Source organism: Corynebacterium comes, from assembly GCF_009734405.1.
In the GTDB taxonomy this organism is placed as follows: domain Bacteria; phylum Actinomycetota; class Actinomycetes; order Mycobacteriales; family Mycobacteriaceae; genus Corynebacterium; species Corynebacterium comes.
Map to the genome: position 1 here is coordinate 660,751 of NZ_CP046453.1, position 20,475 is coordinate 681,225.

Genomic DNA, 20,475 nt, shown 5'->3' on the forward strand with positions numbered 1-20,475 from the left:
GGCATGACCTCTCTGCCCCCGATTCCCGTCGTAAGGCTCACCACCCGGGTCAAGGACCTGCCCGAGCGCACCTGGAACATGGACCTCCCCGCATCAGGGACCTGGCGGGTGACCGGTCCGGCCGGGTCAGGCGTGACCAGCCTGCTCATCGACACCGTCCTGGCACGCATCAACGCCGGCGAGGATCCCACCGGGATACTCGTCGTGGCCTCATCCAAGGAGACCGGCGCGATCATCCGCCGGGAACTCACGGACCGACTCGCCGGCACCGACTTCGCCTCCGAAGCCCCGCTCGTGCGATCCGTCCACTCCCTGGCCTTCGCCCTTCTCCGCGACGCCTCCGATGAGCCGGTACGCCTGATCACCGGCGCCGAGCAGGACGCGGTCATCCGCGAGCTGCTCACCGGCCACGCCGAGGAGGGCCGTGGCACCTGGCCGAGCGAGCACCGCCCGGCGCTGACCTTCGTGGGTTTCGCCCGACAGTTGCGTGACTTTCTCCTCCGCGCCGCCGAACGTGGACTGTCCCCGGAGGGCCTGGAGGACATCGGTCAGAGCTGCAACCGTCCGATCTGGACGGCAGCCGGAGGCTTCCTGCGTGAATACGAACAGACCATGGCGCTGTCGGCCGCCTCCAGCTACACCAGCTACTCGGCCTCCGAGCTGGTTGCCGCGGCCCTGGAGAAGCCACTAGCCTCCCGCTGGCACACGCTCATCGTCGATGACGCACAGCACCTCGACCCGACCTCCGCCGAGCTCATCCGCCGGCTCATCCCCGGCACGGAGCTCGTGGTGGTCGGCGGTGACCCGGAACAGTCGATCTTCCGGTTCCGGGGCGCCTCGCCGAAGTTCCTCACCGGGCTGCCCGTCGACCACGAGATCGCGCTGGCCGGGAGCTTCCGGAACCCGGGGCGGGAGGTGGTCATCGTGGATTCCTTCCCCACGCAGAACGCGCTCATCGCCGACCGCCTGCGCCGCGCGCACCTGCTGGAGGACGTCTCCTGGTCCGACATGGCCGTCGTGGTGCGCTCCACCGGCCAGGTCGCACCCGTCCGCCGCGCGCTGCTGGCCGCCGGTGTCCCTGTGCACATCAGTCCCACGGACGTCGTGCTCGCCGAACAACGCATCGTGTCGAACATCCTGCTGGGCATCCGCGCACTCACCGCAGAGCTGACCGCCTCCGAACTCGAGGATCTGCTGCTCGGTCCGGTCGGCGGCGCCGATGCGGTGACGTTGCGCCGCCTCATCCGCGGCCTGCGGCGTTTCGACCCGAGCACACGCGGCATCGACACCCTGCGTGAGCTGCTGCTCCCGGGTGCCACGATGCCCGACTTCGGTGGCCTGCTCACCGAACGTGAAAAAGCCATCCTCGCCCGCATCTGCGCCGTCCTCGGGGCCGGCCGGGAGGCGATGAAGACCGGCAGCGTGGAGGAGATCCTGTGGGCCGTGTGGTCCGCCACCGGCCTGTCCGACCATCTTCTCGCAGCCTCCCTGCGCGGTGGGGCCAGCGGCTCCCAGGCTGACCGGGACCTCGACGCCGTGATGTCGCTTTTCGACGCCGCCGGCGACTACGCCGAACGCCGCACCACCGGCTCCATCCGCGGCTTCATCACCCACATCACCGAGCAGGAGCTGCCCACCGGAGTCCGGGACCGACGCACCGCCACCCCGGAGGCCGTCACCATCCTCACCGCGCACGGCGCCGTCGGTGCGCAGTGGGGGCACGTCATCGTCACCGGCGCGCAGGAGGGTGACTGGCCGTCGCTGGGTGAGACGGGCTCGCTCTTCGACCAGGAGGAGTTCGTCGAGCTGCTCGACTCCGGCGTCGACCCCGACGCCATCGTCTCCCACACCGCCGACCGGCTGAAGGAGGAACGCCGCCTCTTCCACGTCGCCACCACCCGCGCCACCGGAACCCTGCTGGTCACCGCCGTGTACTGCCCGGACGCGGACGTGCCCACCGAACCCTCCCGATTCGTCGACGAGTTCGCCGACGCCCACGACCTGACGCCGCAGCGTTTCTCCGCGGACCCGGCCGACGACTCCGCCGAATACGAACAGCTGCGTGTCCGTCTCCTCTCCGTCCCGGCGCTGCTCGCGGAGCTGCGGCGGGTGGTCTCCGATCCGGACGCCCGTGCCGACGAACGCAGCCAGGCCGCCCGCCAGCTCGCCAGACTGGTCGACGCGGGGGTCCCGGGGGCGAACCCGGAGGAGTGGTGGACCACCACGAGTCCCTCCACCATGGAGCCCCTGCCGACGGTCGCCGCCCTGTCGCCCTCCCGCATCGAGGGGCTGCTCAGGTGCCCGTTGCGTGAGGTCCTGGGCAAGCTCTGGGACGAGGAGGAATCCCCCGTGGCACTCACCCGTGGCAACCTCGCCCACTACTTCCTTGAGGCGCTCGGCAGGGGAGTGGACCCCGACAGTGCGGAGGAACTCACCAGGACTGCTTTCGCCGAGATCCAGGATGACCCGGTGTGGCGGATCGACGCCGCCCGGGAAGATTTCGGGCACCTGTTGGACCGGACCCGTGAATGGTTCGGAAAGTCGAGGTCCATGGTGGTGGGGGTCGAGGTGCCGCTCGACGTCACCGTCACCGATGACGTCCGAATTGTCGGCCGGATGGATATTCTCGCCGAAACCACGGACGGCCACCTCGTGGTGGACCTGAAGACGGGGTCTACGGGACCCACAGCCAAGAAACTCAGGGAGCACGCCCAGCTCACCGCCTACCAGCTGGCGTTGAGCCGGGGAGTGCTCATCGACGGGGCGGTGGCGGATGCACCCTCCGGTGTCACCCCGATGGAGGTCGCCGGTGCCCAGCTGGTCCACCCTGCGGTGGACCGGGCCGACCCCGTGTATGAGCAGGACGCCAAGTCCCCCGAGGAGCTTGCGGAGTTCGCCGGGAAGCTCCCCCCGCTCCTGGCGGAGCTCACCGGTCCGACTCTCACCGCCCGTGCGAATGACACCTGCGACAACTGCCCCATCCGTGCACTGTGCCCGGTCCAGAACGAAGGAAAGCTGACCACTGATGCCTGACATCCCCGCCCCGAAGGTATCCCCGGAACTTCTCTCTGCATGGCTCGGGCAGGATCACCGGCCGACCCCGCAGCAGTCGGAGATCATCGGCGCAGCACCGGGCCCTCTCCTGGTGGTGGCCGGTGCTGGTGCAGGCAAAACCGAGACGATGGCCGCCCGCGTGGTGTGGATGGTGGCCAACCGCTACGTCACCCCGGACCAGATCCTCGGTCTCACCTTCACCCGGAAGGCTGCGCAGGAGTTGGGTACCCGTATCCGACGTCGTCTGCAGGTGCTGGCAGGCACCCCGAAAGTCAGAGATCTGGATCCCACCGGGGAACTCCTCCATGATCTGCTCCACCTCGCCCCCACGGTGTCCACCTACGATGCCTACGCGGCGCAACTCGTGCGCGAGTACGGCCTTCTCGTACCGGTCGAACCGACCGGTCGGATGATCACGGCGGCGGAACTCCACGGCATCGCCCACCGGGTGGTGTCCGACTACCGGGGACACCATTCGGCTACGGGGCAGGTCGCCACGGTGACGGAAAGACTGCTCAGCCTCATCACCGAAATGGGCAATGCGGTCGCGGACGAACAGACGGTCATCGAGGAGTCCCTCGCGTTCATCAACGAGCTGGAGTCCCTGCCGCCCTACGGCAAGAAGAACCCACCCGATTACTTCACCAAGGACCAGCAGAAGTGGTTGAAGGCGCAGAAGGAGCGCATCGACTACTTCCCCCTGGTCCATGAACTCCGCGCGGAACTCTCCCGGCTCGGTGTGACCACCTTCAACGAGCAGATGTCCGTGGCTGCCCGTCTGGCGTCCACCCACGAGTCGGTGGGGGCGTCGCAACGGAGGCGTTTCAAGGTCATCATGCTCGACGAATACCAGGACACCTCCCATTCGCAGCGCGTCCTGCTGTCCAGCCTTTTCGGTGGGGGCCACGAGGACCTGACCGTCACGGCCGTCGGCGACCCGATGCAGGCGATCTACGGCTGGCGTGGAGCGACGGCGGAGAACCTCCGGGAGTTCGTCAACGACTTCCCTGCGGGAGCGTCCGCTGCGCCGAAGAAGCAGCTGACCACGTCCTGGCGTAACCCGCCGGAGGTGCTCAGCCTGGCCAACGCGGTCTCAGACAAGCTGCTGGGGACCGGAACCGGCCGGGAGGTGGAATCTCTGGTCCCGCGTCCGGATGCACCTGTGGGTGACGTCGCCCTCGGCTACTTCGCAACGAAGGAGGACGAAATTGACTTCGTCGCCGATCGGCTGGCGGAGGAGTTCCTCGCCAAGCAGCAGGCGAAGGAGGACGCTTCGGCGGTGAGGGATCCCGAGGCGCGGAAAAAAGCGCTGAAGAAAGCCACCTTCACTGGTGCGGTGCTCGTACGAAAGAACAAGCACACCGCAGACATCGCCCACGCCCTCGAGACCCGTGGCATCCCCTACGAAATCTTCGGAATCGGGGGGCTGCTCACCCTGCCGGAGATCGCTGATCTGGTGGCCATCGCCACCATGCTCATCCGCCCGCAGAACGCCCCGGCCGCCCTGCGCATCCTCGCCGGCCCCTCCGTGGGGCTGGGCCTCGCCGACCTCGTCGCCCTCCGCGACCGCGCCCGCAACCTCACCGGCGGGGACAGGACGAGGATGATCGTCGACGAGACCCTGGAACCCGAGGACCGGCTGCGGGCCCAGCTGGCGGCACTGGTGGCGGACCCGCCCGAGCAGGTCGCGGGGCTCACCGATGCGGTGGCGGATCTCGGGGAACGCTCCCGCTATTCCCCCGAGGGCGTGCGCCGTCTGGAGTCCCTCTCGTCGCGCCTGCGGCACCTCCGCATGAACAGCCTGAGTAAGTCGCTGCCGGATCTGTTCAATGACATCGTCGATGTCTTCGGCATCCGTACCGAGGTGCTCTCCCGACCCGGGTCCACCGGGGCGGTGAACCTGGACACCTTCCTCGACAGCGTCGCCTCCTATCCGGGCGACAGCCTGCGCGGCCTGCTCGACTACTTCGACCTGGCCCGCGAGCATGAGGACGGCCTCTCTCCGGGTGAAGCGACCGTCAAGGACGAACGCGTGCAGATCCTCACCGTGCACAAGGCCAAGGGCCTCGAGTGGGACATGGTGTGCGTCCTGCACGCGGACAAGGCCACCTACAAGGGCAACACCGAGACCTTCCTCACCAGGTCGGAGCGGATCCCGGACGCGGAGGTGGACACCCTCGATGCCGAGAATCGGCGGGACTTCGCCAAGGCCTACACCGCGTACAAAGATGAGAAGAAGCAGGAACTCGCGGAGGAGAACGCCCGGCTGTTCTATGTGGCGGTCACCCGCTCGGAGCGGATCCTCACCGTCACCGCCTCGCCGTCCGGCCAGTATCCCGGCCCTTATGAGCACCACGAAACCCTGAAGGAGCTGGCCCCGGAAAGCGTGGTGGCGTGGGAGGTGGATCAGACGGACGTCGAAGGGCGGGAGCGGGAACCCGAGACCGGGATCTTCCCCTCCCTGCACCCCGACCCGCAGGCACAGTCCGGCGCGGATCTGGTGCGTGCGGCGATGGCCGAGCTGCCCGCGGCGGTGGCGGGTGAGACCTTCGAGTTCTGGGAGGCGGAGACCAACGCGCTGATAGCGGAGCACGAGGCGATGCTGGCGCCGGTCGTCGAGGTGGAGCTGCCGGGCGAGCTCACGGCGACTGACCTGGTGGCGTTGCGGCAGGATCCGGTGCAGTTCGCGCGCCGTCAGCGTCGGCCGGTGCCTTTCAAACCGAACCAGTTCGCCAAGCGGGGCACCGCGTTCCACCAGTGGCTGGAGGACCGTTTCGGGGCGACCGCCCTGCTGGACGAGGATCAGCTGCCCGGTATCGACGAGGAGGACGTCGACGCCGGCGATCTGGCGCACCTCAAGGACGTCTTCCTCAGCAGCCCGTGGGCGGAACGCACACCGGAGTTCGTGGAGCAGCCCTTCGAGGTCTCGATCGGCGACGTCGTGGTGCGTGGCCGGATGGACGCGGTGTTCCGTGACCCGGAGAATCCGGAGGGCTGGTTCATCGTCGACTGGAAGACCGGCCGACCGCCGGGCGGCCCGGAGCGGCGGGCGGCGATCATCCAGCTGGCGGTGTATCGCGAGGCGTGGCGGCGCATCAACGGGGATGCTCCGGTGCGCGCCGCGTTCCATTATGTCGGCTGGAACGAGACCCTCGAGCCACGTGACCTGCCCGGCCATGATGAACTGGTCGGATTGCTGGAGCACGCGGTCGTCGAAAAGCAGTAGGGACGCAGTAGAGTTTGGTCAGGAACAGGCGAGCAGGAAGGAGCCAGGCATGCGTAACCGCATCCGGGAACGGTTCCGGGGGGACACTGAGCTGAGTCAGCTGCCGGATCATGCGCTGCTCGGGATCATCAACATCCCGGGGGCGATCGCGGCGAGCCCGTGGTCCCTCATCGGGCGGCGGGTGCTCTACGCGTTCTTCCTGCTCTTCGCCGTGGCGTTCATCGTCTACCTGGACAAGGACGGCTACACCGAGCATCTGACATTCATCGACGCCTTCTACTACTCGGCGGTGTCCCTGTCCACGACCGGCTACGGCGACATCACCCCGGTGACGCAGTCGGCGAGACTGATCAACATCGTGATCATCACGCCTATCCGTATCGCCTTCGTTATCCTCCTGGTCGGCACGACGCTGTCGGTGCTCACGGAGAACTCACGTAAGACCCTGCAGATCCAGCGTTGGAGGAAGACCGTGCGCAACCACACCATCGTCATCGGCTACGGCACCAAGGGCCGTTCCGCCGTCTCGGCGCTGCTGGCCGACGGCGTGTCGCCCACCCAGATCGTCGTGGTCGACACCGACAAGTCCGTACTCACCCGCGCCGAGAATCAGGGCCTGGTCACCGTCTCCGGCTCCGGCACGAAGGCGGCTGTGCTCAAGATCGCCGGCGTCACCCGCGCCCGTGCGGTGGTGGTCGCACCGAGCTCGGACGACACTGCGGTGCTGGTCACCCTGTCGGTGCGCGAACTCGCCCCCTCGGCGATGATCGTCGCCAGCGTCCGCGAATCCGAGAACCAGCACCTGCTGGAGCAGTCCGGCGCCGATTCGGTGGTCATCTCCTCGGAGACTGCGGGCCGGCTGCTGGGCCTGGCGACCGTCACCCCCACCGTCGTGGAGATGATGGAGGACCTGCTCAGCCCCGACGAAGGCTTCTCCGTCGCCGAACGCGCGATCTCCGAGGATGAGGTGGGCGCCAACCCCCGTCACCTCGCCGACATCACGCTCGGCCTGGTCCGCTCCGGCGAGCTCTACCGCATCGACAGCCCCGAGGCAGAGACCGTCGAACCCGGTGACCGTCTGCTGTACATTCGCCGTGTCACCGGGGAGGACGTGAAGCGTCCGTGACGCGTTTCCTGCCCATCGGCCCGGCCGGCGAGGTTCCCGTCTCCGCGTCGGGTGCGCCGCTCTTCTTCCCTACGCCCCCTCATCCCGACCCGGTCCACACCGTCACCGTCACCGCGGACCTCACTGCCGTGGGCGTCGACCGGGAGGCGGTCGCCTCGCTCGCCGAGGCCGTCGACGGCCGACTGGTCGACGCCCGCGTCTTCGGCCGCGACCGGCTGGTCTCCCGTGCGGTGGCGCTGCTGCGCAACCGCGGGATGGTCAGTTTCGACCCCGTCGACGGCACCCCGGTGACGTTCACGGCTGACGGGGTCGTGGCCGTGGGCGGGCAGGGCCGACGCATCTTCCCGCGGGTGGATCCGGCGGTGATCGGCCTGGTGGAACTGCTCGGCGAGGAACGTATTCTGCTGGCCCGCAACGCGAGGCGGGGCGGGTATTTCTCGCTCATCGCCGGCTACGTCGACCCGGGGGAGAACCTCGAGGAGGCCTTCATCCGGGAGGTCCGGGAGGAGACCGCCCGCCGGATCTCCGGGGTGACCTACTGGGGCAGCCAACCCTGGGCCGTCTCAGGTGCCCTCATGGTGGGGTTCACGGCCGTGACCGAGGACGAGCATCCGGTCGGGGAGACCGACGGGGAACTCGTGGAGATCCGCTGGGTTTCCCGCGCTGAACTGGGGGATCTACCCCTGGCCCGCCCCGGCTCGATCGCGCATGCGATGATCACGGAATGGAGGAACGCCCGGTGATCGACCTGAATGAGCTTGATGACGACCAGCGTGTCGCAGCCACCGCACCCCGCGGCCCGGTGTGCATCCTGGCCGGTGCCGGCACGGGAAAGACCCGCACCATCACCTACCGGATCGCCCACCTCATCGACCAGGGTTTCGTCAGTCCCAACCGGGTGCTCGCCGTGACCTTCACCTCACGCGCGGCCGGGGAGATGCGTCACCGTCTGGGGCTGATGGGCGTCGGCGGGGTGCAGGCGCGGACGTTCCACGCCGCGGCACGTCGACAGCTGTCGTATTTCTGGCCGCAGGTCGCGGGCTCCCTGCCGTGGCGGCTGGTGGACAACAAGTTCCCGCTCGTCGGTCGGGCGGCACGCAGTGTGGGCGTGGAATCCACCACCGAGAACGTCCGTGACCTCCTCGGTGAGATCGAATGGGCGAAGGCGACCCTGATCACCCCGGACCAGTACCCGGCGCGCATCGAGAACTCCGACCGGACCCCGCCGGTGCCGGCCGAGAAGGTCGCCGAAGTGTACCGCCGCTACGAGGCCGCCAAGACCACCGAGGAGGGCATGCTCCTCGACTTCGATGACCTGCTTCTCCACGTCGCCGCAGCCCTGGAGAACGCCCCCGGCGTCGCAGACGAGTTCCGCGAGCAGTACCGTACTTTCGTCGTCGACGAGTACCAGGACGTCACCCCGCTCCAGCAGCGGGTACTGGATGCCTGGCTGGGCGACCGCGATGACCTGACGGTCGTCGGCGACGCCAACCAGACCATCTACTCCTTCACCGGCGCGACCCCGAACTTCCTGCTCGACTTCCCGCGGACCTACGACAACGCAACCATGGTGAAGCTGCAGCGTGACTACCGCTCCACCCCGCAGGTCACCGACCTGGCCAACACCGTCATCGGCCAGGCCACCGGGCGTGTCGCCGGCACCCGCCTGGAGCTGCAGGGCATGCGGCCGGCCGGGCCGCAGCCCACCTTCAACGCCTACGATGACGAACCGACGGAGGCACGGGAGGTCGCCGGGCAGATCCTCACCCTGCTGAACCGTGGGGTGCCCGCCAGTGAGATCGCTGTCCTCTACCGCATCAACGCGCAGTCGCAGGCGTTTGAACAGGCGCTCGCCGACGCGGGGATCATCTACCAGGTCCGCGGTGGGGCGGGATTCTTCACCCGCCCGGAGATCCGCCAGGCCATCAGCGAACTGGTCCGGGTGGCCCAGCGCACCGACCTGCCCGACGACCCGGTCGCGGTCACCCGCGCGGCGCTGGCTCCCTTCGGTCTGACCCCCACGGAACCGGAGGGTGCGCAGGCGCGTGAACGCTGGCAGTCCCTGGTCGCGCTGGTCGACCTGGTCGAGGAGCTCATGCGTGCCACCCCGGACCTGGATCTCACCGGAGTGCTCCAGGCCCTGCGCCAGCGTGCGGATTCGAAGCATCCGCCCACCATGGAGGGCGTGACGCTGGCCAGCCTGCACGCGGCCAAGGGCCTGGAATGGGACGCGGTCTTCCTCGTCGGACTCGTGGAGAACACCCTGCCGATCTCGCACGCCATCAAGGCGGGCAACCACCAGATCGAGGAGGAGCGGCGCCTCTTCTATGTCGGCATCACCCGCGCCCGCGAACACCTCCACCTCTCCTGGGCCCTGTCCCGGCAGGAGGGCGGCCGCAGGTCGCGGACCCGTTCGCGTTTCCTCGACGGGATCGTGCCCGAGCTGGAGGTTGAGAAGGTGCCTGCCCGTAGCGTCCGGCCGAAGCGCTGCCGGGTCTGCGGCGGGGAACTGCTCACGCCCGCGGAGAAGGTCATCGGCAGGCACGAGGACTGCCCCTCGGGTGCGGACGAAGAGGTTTTCGACACCCTGCGTTCCTGGCGTGCCGAAGCGGCCCGTGAGGCCGGCGTACCCGCCTACATCGTCTTCTCCGACGCCACCCTCATGGCGCTGGCAGAGGCACTGCCTGAGAGCCGGACGCAGCTGCTCGACATCACCGGCGTCGGCCCCGTCAAGGTCGAGCGTTATGGGGCTCAGCTGCTCGCGGTGCTGTCGACGTTCCGTTGAAGGTGAAGCACACCGGGCACCGCGGGTGAACCGTCATGGTCTCCCGGTGCACCCCTGACCAGGGGTCCACGGAGATGATCGCGCCGGGACCGAAGCCCGGCGGCGCGTACCCCGGCGGGGGAGGGCACCCCACCAGTTCCGCGACGACCACCGACGCCTGAGCTGCGGTGGCGGCCAGCACCGCAGCGTCAGGGCGGGCGGGCCCGCCGGGCAGCTGCGTGACCACGCGGTGCCAGAAGTCGTCCGAATCGGTGCGGTGCAGGTCGGCGCAGAGGGGGCAGGGGCCGTGTGCGTCGATACGCAGCGGGCCGATGACCCCGCGGTGATCGATGACCGAACAGCTCACCCACGTCCTCGCGAAGCGGGTGAGCATCGGCGCCATCGCCCGGGAATGCGCCAGACGATCCACCACCACGATCGGCACGTCGACCTCGGTGGCGGCGAGGTACGCGAACTCGGATTCACCGCGGATGGGGGAGCGGACCGTGACGCCCTTGGCGGACAGGATATCGGTGATGGACTGCGCCAGCTGCCCGCGGCCCAGCAGAATCACCGAGCGGTCGACGCAGGGGACGAGGATCCGGTAGGCGATCAGGTCATCGAGCAGGCTGGCTGCTGCCGTGGGGCTGAGACCCGCCGCAACCAGGCCCGCGAGCAGTTCCGGCCGCCCGCGGGGCCGACGCGCCGACAGGAGCGTGGCCATGAGCATGGCTGCGTGGGTGGTCTCGATGATGCCGGCGCGTGTGGCGTCCAGACCGAACTGCAGGGCATCCCTGCCGCGCAGGAACACGTGCGCACCGGCCGCGAGCTCGAACATGATGCCATCCCCCCTGCAGTCAGTTCAGCACAGATACAATGCCGTGTCATGCCGTCCGAGATTGAGGTCATCCGTTCCCCCCGTCGTCACCGCACGGTGCAGGCCCGCGTCGTGGGTGAGAAGGTCGTGGTGCGGATTCCCGCCCGGATGACCGTGGCGGAGGAGGAGAAGGCCGTCGCCGAGATCGTGGCGAAGCTCCGGCGGAAGACCACGTCGACGCGCACCTCCGACGAACAGCTTCTGGCCCGGGCAGGGCAGCTGAACAGGGAGCTTCTCGACGCCCGCGCCGTGATCGGTTCCATCCGCTGGGTGAGCAACCAGACCACCCGTTGGGGCTCCTGCTCTGTCGCGACCGGCGACATCCGTATCACCGACCGGCTCCGGCACGTCCCCGACTACGTGCTCGACGCCGTGATCCTCCACGAGCTGGTCCACACCTTCATCCCCGGACACGGGCAGGACTTCTGGGGGTACGCCGACCGGGCGCCCCGGGCCGAGCGGGCCAAGGGTTACCTGGAGGCGTACCAGCGCTTCGGCTAGTTGCCGGTGTCCTTCTCATCGTCCTGCTCGCGCAGCATCTCCTCGAGCTTGGCGAACTCGCGGTCGAACTCGTCCGATTCGCCGTCATCGAGAAGACCGTCGATGAAGTCGGCGGAGTTGTCCAGATGCTCAGCGGAGGGCAGGAGGTCGGGGTGCTCCCAGACGCCGTCGCGGCGCTTCTGACCGACGGCGACATCCACGCGACGCCACAACTCCACGGCTTCGGTGACCTTCGGGGCGGCGAGTTCGATGCCCACGATCTTGGCGAAGGCCTGCTCGGCGGAACCACCGGTGGCACGGCGGCGCCGCCACGCCTCGGTCATCGCACCGGTCGAAGGGATGCGCTCAGACATCGACGTGGTGACCACGTACTCCACCCAGCCCTCGACGAGGGCCAGAAGGGTCTCCAGGCGCGCCACCGCCTGTGCGTTGCGGGAGCTGATGCGTGGGGAGAGGTCCATGCCCTGCAGGCGCTGCATCGCGTCCTGGATGGCGGCCGGATCGCCGGACTCGAGGTTGAGTTCGCGGGTCGCCTCCTCGATGTGGGAGGTGTCGATGACCAGGCCCGCGGCATACTCCTCGACGGAGGAGACCAGACGCTCCACCAGCCACGGCACATGATGGTAGAGGCGCTGGCGGGCCGACTCGCGGGCCGCGATGTAGACCATGAGCTCCTGGGCGGGGACCTCCAGTTCACCGCCGGCGGCCGTGATGTTCGAGGGAAGCAGGGCGGTGATGTCGGTCGGGGCGACGGGCAGTCCGAAATCGGAGCCGGTCAGGGCCTGCTTCGCCAGGTCGCCGAGGGCGTTGCCCAGCTGCATGCCGAAGTTCATGCCTGACATCTGGTTCATCATCTGCAGCATCGGCCCGACCATCTCCCGGGCCTCCTCCGGGAGGGAGGCCAGCTGTGCCTCGTTCATGTGCTCCGCGACCGGTGTGACCAGTCGCTTCCACATGGGCAGGGTCTGGGCCAGCCAGTCTTCCGGGTTCCAGGCCACGACGCGGCCACCGGCGGTGGGCAGCTCGGTGCTCTCATCCAGCCACAGTTCCGCCAGTCGCACCGCCTCCTGGACCGCTGAGGTCTCCTGGGCGCTGACGGGGGAGACCTGTCCGATCTGCTGCCCGGCAATGCGTTCTGCCAGTGCGTAGTTGACGGGACCCTGGCCCTCGGGGGTGTTCATCGAGGAACCCATCCCGGAGAGCATCTGGCCGAACTGGTTGAGCATGTCGCCCAGTCCGCCGGATCCGTCCGCCCCGCCGAAGCCGAACGGGCCGAACGGATTCTGTTCGCGACGCGACTTGTCGTCGTCATCATCGTCGCCTGGTCCGAAATTGAAGCCGAATCCGCCTGTATTCATGCGTCCCAATCTACCGGCGAGCCACGCCTCAGGCCATGACGTGGCCAACGCTGACAGCGAACACAGGTACCCTGAATCTCCGTGAATGCATCGTCGACCCGTGCCAGCCGCCGAACCCGGACCCTCGCGTGGGGTGCCGTGCCGGTACTGGCGCTCACCGCCCTGGTGTCCATGGACCATGTTCCGGGCACTGACATCGCCCTGACCGTGCCTTATGCGGCGGAGGGGCCTGGTCCGATGTTCGACACCCTGGGCGAGGTCGAAGGCACCCCCGTCGTGGAGATCGACGGCGCCTCCGTCGACGACACCGCCGGCGAGTTGCGGATGACCACCGTGTCGGTGCGCTCCAACATGACGCTCGCGCAGGCGTTGGGGAGGTGGCTGACCACCGATGACACGCTCGTGCCCGTCGAGCAGGTCTTCCCGCCGAACCTCAACCCGGAGGAGATCGAGCAGCTCAACCGACAGGCCTTCACCTCCTCGGAGGCGGCGGCGACGGTGGCCGCGATGAACCACCTCGGCCGACCTGTGGAGATCGCGGTGGTCGACGTCCTGCCGGATTCCGCGGCCACCGGGCGTATCGAACCCGAGGATGTGATCGTGGGCGTGGACGGGAGCGACGTCGACAAGCCCGGGCAGGTTCAGGAGCTCGTGCGCGCCAAGCAGCCGGGCGATCAGATCACCCTCGAGCTGCGGCGGGGCGGCGAGCGGGTGAGCGAGGTCATCGAGCTGGGCGCCAACCCCCAGGACGAGAAGATCCCGATGCTGGGTGTCCTCATGGGGTCGCAGCCCACCGACGGGGTGGACGTGAACTTCAATCTGCAGGACATCGGCGGTCCGAGCGCGGGCATGATCTTCTCCCTGGCGGTGATCGACAAGCTCTCCGACGGTGAGCTCAACGCGGGCAGGAAGGTCGCCGGTACCGGCACCATCGCCGAGGACGGGACCGTCGGGCCGATCGGCGGTATCGGGCACAAGGTGCGGGCCGCCGCGGCCGACGGCGTGGAGCTCTTCCTGGCGCCGGCCGCGAACTGTGACCAGGCGGTCAGCGGCAACGATGACAGCGACATGGTCATCGCCAGGGTGAACACCCTGGATGAGGCCATCACCGCGATGGCGGACTTCGGCGCCGGCCGCGACGTCGCGACCTGCTCCTAGTTTTCCGCGGTCCCGGACTCCGTCGGTTCCTCGGACTCCTCCGGCTCTTCGGAGGCGGGACGTTCGGCCAGCCCCAGCTCGTGGATCCGCTCCTCGGGATCGACGCGGTCCGAGGAGACCATCTGCTGCATGACCAGGCCCTTGTCGTTGTCCACGACGGTGATCACTGCGGTCGTGCCCAGCGTCGACCAGCCCACGACCTTGCGGCCGGTGTCCTCCACCACCCGCGAGCTACGTAGTTCGGTGATCAACTGGGTCGTCGAGGCGGCCTTCGACATCGACTCGAAGAACTGGAACTGTCCGACCTTCCGGCCGGAACATTCCCAGGCATTGTTGAGGCCGCTGGCATTGCAGGTGTCGAACTCCTCGAACAGCGACATCGGCGCCACGGATTTGAAGATCTCCCGGACCTCGGCGACGTCCTCCGGCAGCCCCCCACTGCTTGGCGACGTCACCGTGCTCGTCGCCGACGTCCGTGGCGTCGTGGTGCCGGTGGTCACCGTGGCCGAGGAGGTCGGTGCCGCGGTGGGGGAGGTCGCCTGGGTGGATTCCGGGGGCGCGGTCGGCTCCGGTTGATCCTCGGCGGAACACGCCGACAGGCCGACGCTGAGCAACACCGCCGACGCGGCGGTCAGGCGGGCAGGGCGTGGAAGTCGCACTTGGGTACAGGCTCCTTGGAGGTGACGGTTCCGGTCAGTCTAGTCGAGGTCTTCCGGGTCCTGCTCGAGTCCGTAACGCAGCGCCTGGAGCACTCCGGGGGCCACCTCCGGGCCGCCGCGCAGCTGGATCTTGTCCTCCGCGAACGGGCCGCCCTCCGCGAGCTCCTCATCTGTCGGGCGCAGCTGCAGAAGCGTCTGTTCCACGCCCTCGGTTCGCAGGACGCCGGAGAACAGGCGGGCAGGGCGGGCGGGCGCGTCGTTGAGCGAGGACTCCCGGAAATTGATCTCCTGGGCGAGAATGACGCCCGCGATCTCTTCAGGCCACGCCAGCCGGGAAAGGTAGTCGCCCAGTTCATCCGAACCCGGCAGGATGTGCTTGGGAAGGTCCTGGACCACCAGCGTCAGGGGCGCGGCCTCGTCAGGATCGGCGAGCTGATCGATGACCAACTGTGTCGGTACCAGCGCGAAGAGCGTGGGAGGGGCATCCCATCCTTCGGAATGGACGAACTCAACGGCCTCGAGCATGGCCTTGTTGAGCGCGGGGGTATTGGATTCGGAATGCGACACTATCAATCCTTCGTTGGTCACGCGGGGGTGATCTTCTCTAGGCTAAAGACAGTACACCGGCACAAAACTACACATAAATACTTTAGGAGAAGGACTTGGCCACCGGCCTCTCGCAACCCTCCCCATCCGTCAACCGGCCGCCTCGGTTGTTGACCTGGATCATCGGCCTCATCGCCGCGCTGTTCATCCTGACGCCCCTCGCCGTCGGTTTCTACACCGACTGGCTCTGGTTCGGTGAAGTCGACTTCCGTGGTGTGTTCACCAAGGTGCTGTTCGTCCGTATCGCCCTCTTCTTCGTCTTCGCGCTCGTCGCGGGCTTCGTCGTATGGCTTGCAGGCTTCTTCACCTGGCGAAATCGCCCGGACAGCCTCGAACACATGGACCTCAACTCGCCGGTACACCAGTACCGTCAGGCGCTGGACAAATCCGTCCGCGGTATTCTGATCGGCATTCCCGTCATCATCGGCATCTTCGCCGGATTCCTCGGCCAGGGCACCTGGCGCACGGTGATGATGTTCCTCAACGCCGAATCCTTCGGCCGGACCGACGCACAGTTCGGTAACGATCTCGGCTTCTACGCCTTCACCCTGCCGATGCTGCGCCTGCTCGTGGACTCATTCTCCATGCTGCTGGTCATCGCCTTCATCATCGCGCTGATCGGCCACTACCTGCTGGGCAGTATCCGCATCGGCAACCAGGCGATGGGAGTCAAGGGGCACATCGCCCGGGGCGCCCGCGTCCAGCTCGCCATCACCGGTGGTCTGTGGATGCTGCTCCAGGTCGCCTCCTACTTCCTCGACCGCTACACCCTCCTGTACTCCAGTCAGGACACCTTCACCGGCGCCAGCTACACCGACATCAACGCGGTACTGCCGGCGAAGATGATCCTCATGATCATCGCGGTCTTCGTCGCGGTGGCATTCTTCTCCGCCATCGTGCTCAAGGACCTGCGCATCCCGGCTCTGGCCGTTGTGCTCATGCTGCTGTCCTCATTCGTCATCGGCGTGGCCTGGCCGCTGCTCATGGAGCGTTTCTCCGTCCAGCCGAACCGTGTGGCGAAGGAATCGGAGTACATCTCCCGCAACATCGAGGCCACCCGTCACGCCTACGGCCTGACGGACGATCAGGTCACCTATCTGGAAGACTGGGGCGCCGGCGGAGCCTCCGACGATGACGTCGCCGCCGACGAGGCCACCATCTCCAACATCCGACTGCTGGACCCCGAGATCCTGGCCCCGACGTTCACCCAGATGCAGCAGCTGCGCAACTTCTACGGATTCCCCGAGACACTCGCCGTCGACCGCTATCAGGTGGATGGCCAGATGCGTGACTTCGTCGTCTCCGCCCGCGAGCTCGACCCCAACGCGCTGCGTGAGAACCAGCGCGACTGGATCAACCGCCACACCGTGTACACCCACGGCAACGGCTTCATCGCCGCACAGGCCAACACCGTCGACGAAGCGGCCCGTGACGCCGGTTCCACCCGCGGTGGCTTCCCGGTCTTCACGGTCTCCGATCTGCAGAACAACGCCGCCCGCGAGGCCGCCGAGGAAGCCGAGGAACTCGGCATCAAGGTTGACCAGCCGCGCATCTACTACGGCCCGGTCATCGCCAGCGCCACCGACGGTGCGGACTACGCCATCGTCGGCGACAACGGCTCGGATCCCGTCGAGTACGACACCGACAACTCCTTCTTCACCTATGACGGCTCCGGCGGCGTCGACGTCGGCAACATGCTCAACCGGGCCGCCTTCGCCATGCGTTACCAGGAGATGAATCTCATCCTCTCCGACCGTGTCCACGGTGATTCGAAGATCATCTTCGAGCGGGACCCGCGTTCCCGCGTGGAGAAGGTCGCCCCCTGGCTGACCACCGACTCCAAGACCTACCCCGCGGTCATCGACGGCCGTGTCAAGTGGATCGTCGACGGCTACACCACCCTGAGCGCTCTGCCCTACACCGAGCAGACCTCCCTCACGGAAACCACCGTTGACGCCCTCAACCCCGACGGCACCAGCCAGCGACTGATCACCGACAACGTCGGTTACATCCGCAACTCGGTCAAGGCCACCGTCGACGCCTATGACGGCACCGTCGAGCTCTACGAGTTCGACACCGAAGACCCGGTGCTCAAGGTGTGGCAGGGGATCTTCCCCGACACCGTCAATCCGGAGAGTGAGATCTCCGACGAGCTGCGCGAGCACCTGCGCTACCCGGAGGACATGTTCAAGGTCCAGCGCGAGCTCCTCGCCCGCTACCACGTCTCCGACCCGGGCGTGTTCTTCACCAACGACGCCTTCTGGTCCGTCTCCGAAGACCCGACCGCCGCTGAAGGCCGGGACGCCCTCAACCAGCCGCCTTACTACGTCGTGGCGGCCGACCCGGACACCAAGGAGTCCAGCTTCCAGCTGATCACCCCTTACCGTGGTCTGAACCGTCAGTTCCTTTCCGCCCACATGGCTGCGAGCTCTGACCCGGAGACCTACGGCAAGATCACTGTCCGTGTCCTGCCCACGAACACCCAGACCCAGGGCCCGAAGCAGGCACAGGACGCCCTGATGTCCTCCGACCAGGTGGCACGTGACCGCACCCTGTGGGAGGGGAGCAACGAGCTGCGCAACGGCAACCTGCTCACCCTGCCGGTGGGCGGCGGCGAGATCCTCTATGCCGAACCGATCTACTCGCAGCGCAAGAACCAGGAGTCGGCGTTCCCGAAGCTCCTGCGTGTGCTGGTGTCCTACAAGGGTCGGGTGGGCTACGCGCCGACGATTTCTGAGGCGCTCTCGCAGGTCGGCATCGACCCGCGGGCAGCCCAGGACATCGCCGGCAGCGTCCCGATGGAGGCCCCGGCGGAACCCGAGACCGTGGAAGAGGCAACGGGGCAGGATGCTCCGGGGCAGCCGGCCACCGCTGCGGGCACCGAGGGTGAGGCCATCGAGCGCATCAACGAGGCCCTGCGCAACATCGAGACAGCCCGCGAGGGCTCCTTCGAGGAGTACGGCAAGGCTCTCGACGATCTGGACCGCGCGGTCCAGGACTACCAGTCGCTCACCTCGGGCAACTAGAGATAACCGTCCTGGCCGGGGGATTTGCGGAAATCCCCCGGCTCTGGGTATAGTTCAAAACCTGCAGCAGAGGATGTTGCAAGGTGTAAGTGAATGGCACCCGTCGCGGGGTGGAGCAGCTCGGTAGCTCGCTGGGCTCATAACCCAGAGGTCGTAGGTTCGAATCCTGCCCCCGCTACCAATTCACACGAAACCCCCCGGACCTTGAGGTCCGGGGGGTTTCGTCGTTGGCGGTCAGAACGTGACGGCGCCGCGGGAAGCGGACTGCACGAGCTTGGCGTACTTGCCCAGCACGCCGTGCAGCCTCGGGTTGTCCGGGATCTGCCACTCCGCCTTCCGGCGGGCCAGCTCGTCTTCGGGAATGTCGACGTCGATGGTGCGCTCGGGGATGTTCACCCTGATCGGATCACCGTCCTGCACGAAGGCGATCGGTCCGCCGTCGACGGCCTCCGGGGCGACGTGCCCGATACACAGTCCGGTGGAGCCGCCGGAGAAGCGGCCGTCGGTGATCAGCAGGACGTCCTTGCCGATGCCGGCACCCTTGATGGCCCCGGTGATGGCCAGCATCTCCCGCATGCCCGGCCCGCCCTTGGGTCCTTCGTAGCGGATGACCACCACGTCCCCCTTCTTGAGCTCACCGCCCAGGACGGCGTCCATCGCGGGCTTCTCCTGGTTGAAGACGCGGGCGGTGCCCTCGAAGATCTCGGCGTCGAAACCGGCGGTCTTGACCACCGCCCCCTCCGGTGCGAGGGAGCCGTGGAGAATGCTCAGCCCGCCGGTGGCGTGGAGGGGGTTGTCCAGCGCGCGCAGGATCTTTCCGTCGGGGTCGGGGGTGCGCACCTCCGCCAGGTTCTCGGCGACGGTGCGGCCGGTGACGGTCAGGCAGTCGCCGTTGATGAGGCCGGCGTCGAGAAGCGCCTTCATGACGACGGGGATGCCGCCGATGCGGAAGACATCGGCCATGACATACCTGCCGAAGGGCTTGAGATCGCCCAGGTGCGGGACCTTGTCGGCGACGTTGTTGAAGTCGTCGAGATCCAGCTCGACCCCGGCCTCGTGGGCGATGGCCAGCAGGTGGAGGACGGAGTTGGTGGAACCGCCCAGCGCCATCACCACGGCGACGGCGTTGAGCAGCGAATCGCGGGTGATGATGTCACAGGCACGGATGCCGCGCCGCAGCAGTTCGACCACAGCCTCGCCGGACCGGCGGGCGTGGATGGTGCGGTCGCGGTGGACCGCCGGGGGAGCGGCTGACCCCGGCAGGGACATGCCCATCGCCTCGGCGGCGGACGCCATCGTGTTGGCCGTGTACATGCCGCCGCAGGCGCCTTCGCCGGGGCAGATGGCGCGTTCGATCACGTCGACCTCCTCCTGCGAGAGCTTCCCCGCGCGGCAGGCGCCGACGGCTTCGAAGGCGTCGATGAGGGTCACCTCCTGCTCGCGTCCGTCGGCGAAACGCGCGGTGCCCGGCATCGTGGAGCCGTTGTAGAGGAACACGCTCGAGAGATTCAGACGGGCGGCGGCCATCAGCATGCCGGGGATGGATTTGTCGCAGCCGGCCAGCAGGACGGAGCCGTCGAGGCGCTCGGCGCTCATGACGGTCTCCACGGAGTCGGTGATGACCTCGCGGGAAACCAGGGAGTAGTGCATGCCCTCGTGGCCCATGGAGATACCGTCGGACACCGAGATGGTGCCGAACTCCAGCGGGTAGCCGCCGGCGGCATGCACACCCTCCTTGGCGAAGCCCGCGAGTTTCTTCAGTGTGAGGTTGCAGGGGGTGATCTCGTTCCAGGAGGAGGCGACGCCGATCTGCGGTTTGTTCCAGTCTTCGTCGCCCATGCCCACCGCCCGGAGCATGCCGCGGGCAGCGGTGCTCTCGAGGCCGTCTGTGACGTCCCGGGAACGGGGCTTGATGTCCACTGTGCTTTCGGACTGATCGTGTGTGAGCTTGGTCATGGCTCGAGTCTAGGTAGACAACTGGCGGCAGGCGGGGAATTGGCACGTCCGGGCGGTGGTACTGCCGACGTTGATGCGTTGACCAGCAAATTTGGGTTACCCGGCTGGGTTGGGTTATAGTTTCACATGTCGTCAAGGCGAGGTTAACAATCTTGTGTTGACGT

13 protein-coding genes and 1 tRNA gene are annotated in these 20,475 nt (G+C 67.4%); 9 read left to right on the top strand and 5 right to left on the bottom strand.

The genetic code is table 11. The annotated features are described in order from the left end of the window. Positions 1-3 precede the first annotated feature (3 nt). The 5 genes from CETAM_RS03275 to CETAM_RS03295 are packed head-to-tail and all read left to right on the top strand — an operon-like array spanning position 4 to position 10,191. On the top strand, positions 4-3,033 hold the full coding sequence (locus CETAM_RS03275) for an ATP-dependent helicase (RefSeq protein ID WP_156227070.1): 3,030 nt from the start codon (positions 4-6) through the stop codon (positions 3,031-3,033). Continuing rightward, positions 3,026-6,280, top strand: a complete 3,255-nt coding sequence (locus tag CETAM_RS03280; protein ID WP_156227071.1) for an ATP-dependent helicase — start codon at positions 3,026-3,028, stop codon at positions 6,278-6,280. Before CETAM_RS03275 ends, CETAM_RS03280 begins: the two co-directional genes overlap by 8 nt. A 49-nt stretch (positions 6,281-6,329) precedes the next feature. Then, entirely contained in the window at positions 6,330-7,406 is a 1,077-nt protein-coding gene (locus CETAM_RS03285) for a potassium channel family protein (RefSeq protein WP_156227072.1), read from the top strand. Then, positions 7,403-8,149 carry an NAD(+) diphosphatase gene (locus CETAM_RS03290; RefSeq protein WP_156227073.1) on the top strand — a complete coding sequence of 249 codons (747 nt, stop codon included), beginning with the start codon at positions 7,403-7,405 and terminating at the stop codon, positions 8,147-8,149. The genes CETAM_RS03285 and CETAM_RS03290 overlap by 4 nt, the downstream gene beginning before the upstream one ends. Further along, on the top strand, positions 8,146-10,191 hold the full coding sequence (locus CETAM_RS03295) for an ATP-dependent DNA helicase UvrD2 (RefSeq protein ID WP_156227074.1): 2,046 nt from the start codon (positions 8,146-8,148) through the stop codon (positions 10,189-10,191). The genes CETAM_RS03290 and CETAM_RS03295 overlap by 4 nt, the downstream gene beginning before the upstream one ends. Here CETAM_RS03295 and CETAM_RS03300 read toward each other — a convergent pair. Further along, positions 10,136-11,008, bottom strand: a complete 873-nt coding sequence (locus CETAM_RS03300) for a hypothetical protein (protein WP_156227075.1) — start codon at positions 11,006-11,008, stop codon at positions 10,136-10,138. The genes CETAM_RS03295 and CETAM_RS03300 overlap by 56 nt on opposite strands. A gap of 48 nt (positions 11,009-11,056) precedes the next feature. Here CETAM_RS03300 and CETAM_RS03305 point away from each other — a divergent pair, with 48 nt between their 5' ends. Beyond that, positions 11,057-11,548 (top strand): M48 family metallopeptidase, encoded by a 492-nt coding sequence (locus CETAM_RS03305; protein ID WP_156227076.1) that lies wholly within the window; start codon positions 11,057-11,059, stop codon positions 11,546-11,548. On the opposite strand, the gene CETAM_RS03310 is transcribed toward CETAM_RS03305, so the two are convergent. Beyond that, positions 11,545-12,906, bottom strand: a complete 1,362-nt coding sequence (locus CETAM_RS03310) for a zinc-dependent metalloprotease (protein ID WP_156227077.1) — start codon at positions 12,904-12,906, stop codon at positions 11,545-11,547. The genes CETAM_RS03305 and CETAM_RS03310 overlap by 4 nt on opposite strands. An 81-nt stretch (positions 12,907-12,987) precedes the next feature. Here CETAM_RS03310 and CETAM_RS03315 point away from each other — a divergent pair, with 81 nt between their 5' ends. Further along, on the top strand, positions 12,988-14,064 hold the full coding sequence (locus CETAM_RS03315) for a YlbL family protein (RefSeq protein WP_231587560.1): 1,077 nt from the start codon (positions 12,988-12,990) through the stop codon (positions 14,062-14,064). Here the strand turns inward: CETAM_RS03315 and CETAM_RS03320 are convergent. Both CETAM_RS03320 and CETAM_RS03325 read right to left on the bottom strand, forming a co-directional pair. Then, on the bottom strand, positions 14,061-14,723 hold the full coding sequence (locus tag CETAM_RS03320) for a hypothetical protein (RefSeq protein ID WP_156227078.1): 663 nt from the start codon (positions 14,721-14,723) through the stop codon (positions 14,061-14,063). The two genes, CETAM_RS03315 and CETAM_RS03320, sit on opposite strands and share 4 nt — an antisense overlap. A gap of 39 nt (positions 14,724-14,762) precedes the next feature. Beyond that, on the bottom strand, positions 14,763-15,248 hold the full coding sequence (locus CETAM_RS03325) for a PPA1309 family protein (RefSeq protein ID WP_156229348.1): 486 nt from the start codon (positions 15,246-15,248) through the stop codon (positions 14,763-14,765). Between the two features lie 137 nt (positions 15,249-15,385). Here CETAM_RS03325 and CETAM_RS03330 point away from each other — a divergent pair, with 137 nt between their 5' ends. Further along, on the top strand, positions 15,386-18,355 hold the full coding sequence (locus tag CETAM_RS03330; RefSeq protein WP_156227079.1) for a UPF0182 family protein: 2,970 nt from the start codon (positions 15,386-15,388) through the stop codon (positions 18,353-18,355). 104 nt (positions 18,356-18,459) lie between these two features. Then, positions 18,460-18,536, top strand: a tRNA-Met gene (locus tag CETAM_RS03335). Between the two features lie 53 nt (positions 18,537-18,589). Here the strand turns inward: CETAM_RS03335 and ilvD are convergent. After that, positions 18,590-20,311, bottom strand: coding sequence for a dihydroxy-acid dehydratase (gene ilvD, locus CETAM_RS03340; RefSeq protein ID WP_156227080.1), 1,722 nt, complete (start codon positions 20,309-20,311; stop codon positions 18,590-18,592). Between the last annotated feature and the right edge of the window lie 164 nt (positions 20,312-20,475).

What these genes read in the sequence shown, in the direction of transcription:
- CETAM_RS03275 (WP_156227070.1), top strand. Translation starts at nt 4, where the DNA reads ATGACCTCTCTGCCCCCGATTCCCGTCGTAAGGCTCACCACCCGGGTC.
- CETAM_RS03280 (WP_156227071.1), top strand. Translation starts at nt 3,026, where the DNA reads ATGCCTGACATCCCCGCCCCGAAGGTATCCCCGGAACTTCTCTCTGCA.
- CETAM_RS03285 (WP_156227072.1), top strand. Translation starts at nt 6,330, where the DNA reads ATGCGTAACCGCATCCGGGAACGGTTCCGGGGGGACACTGAGCTGAGT.
- CETAM_RS03300 (WP_156227075.1), bottom strand. Translation starts at nt 11,008, where the DNA reads ATGTTCGAGCTCGCGGCCGGTGCGCACGTGTTCCTGCGCGGCAGGGAT.
- CETAM_RS03305 (WP_156227076.1), top strand. Translation starts at nt 11,057, where the DNA reads ATGCCGTCCGAGATTGAGGTCATCCGTTCCCCCCGTCGTCACCGCACG.
- CETAM_RS03310 (WP_156227077.1), bottom strand. Translation starts at nt 12,906, where the DNA reads ATGAATACAGGCGGATTCGGCTTCAATTTCGGACCAGGCGACGATGAT.
- CETAM_RS03325 (WP_156229348.1), bottom strand. Translation starts at nt 15,248, where the DNA reads ATGCTCGAGGCCGTTGAGTTCGTCCATTCCGAAGGATGGGATGCCCCT.
- ilvD (WP_156227080.1), bottom strand. Translation starts at nt 20,311, where the DNA reads ATGACCAAGCTCACACACGATCAGTCCGAAAGCACAGTGGACATCAAG.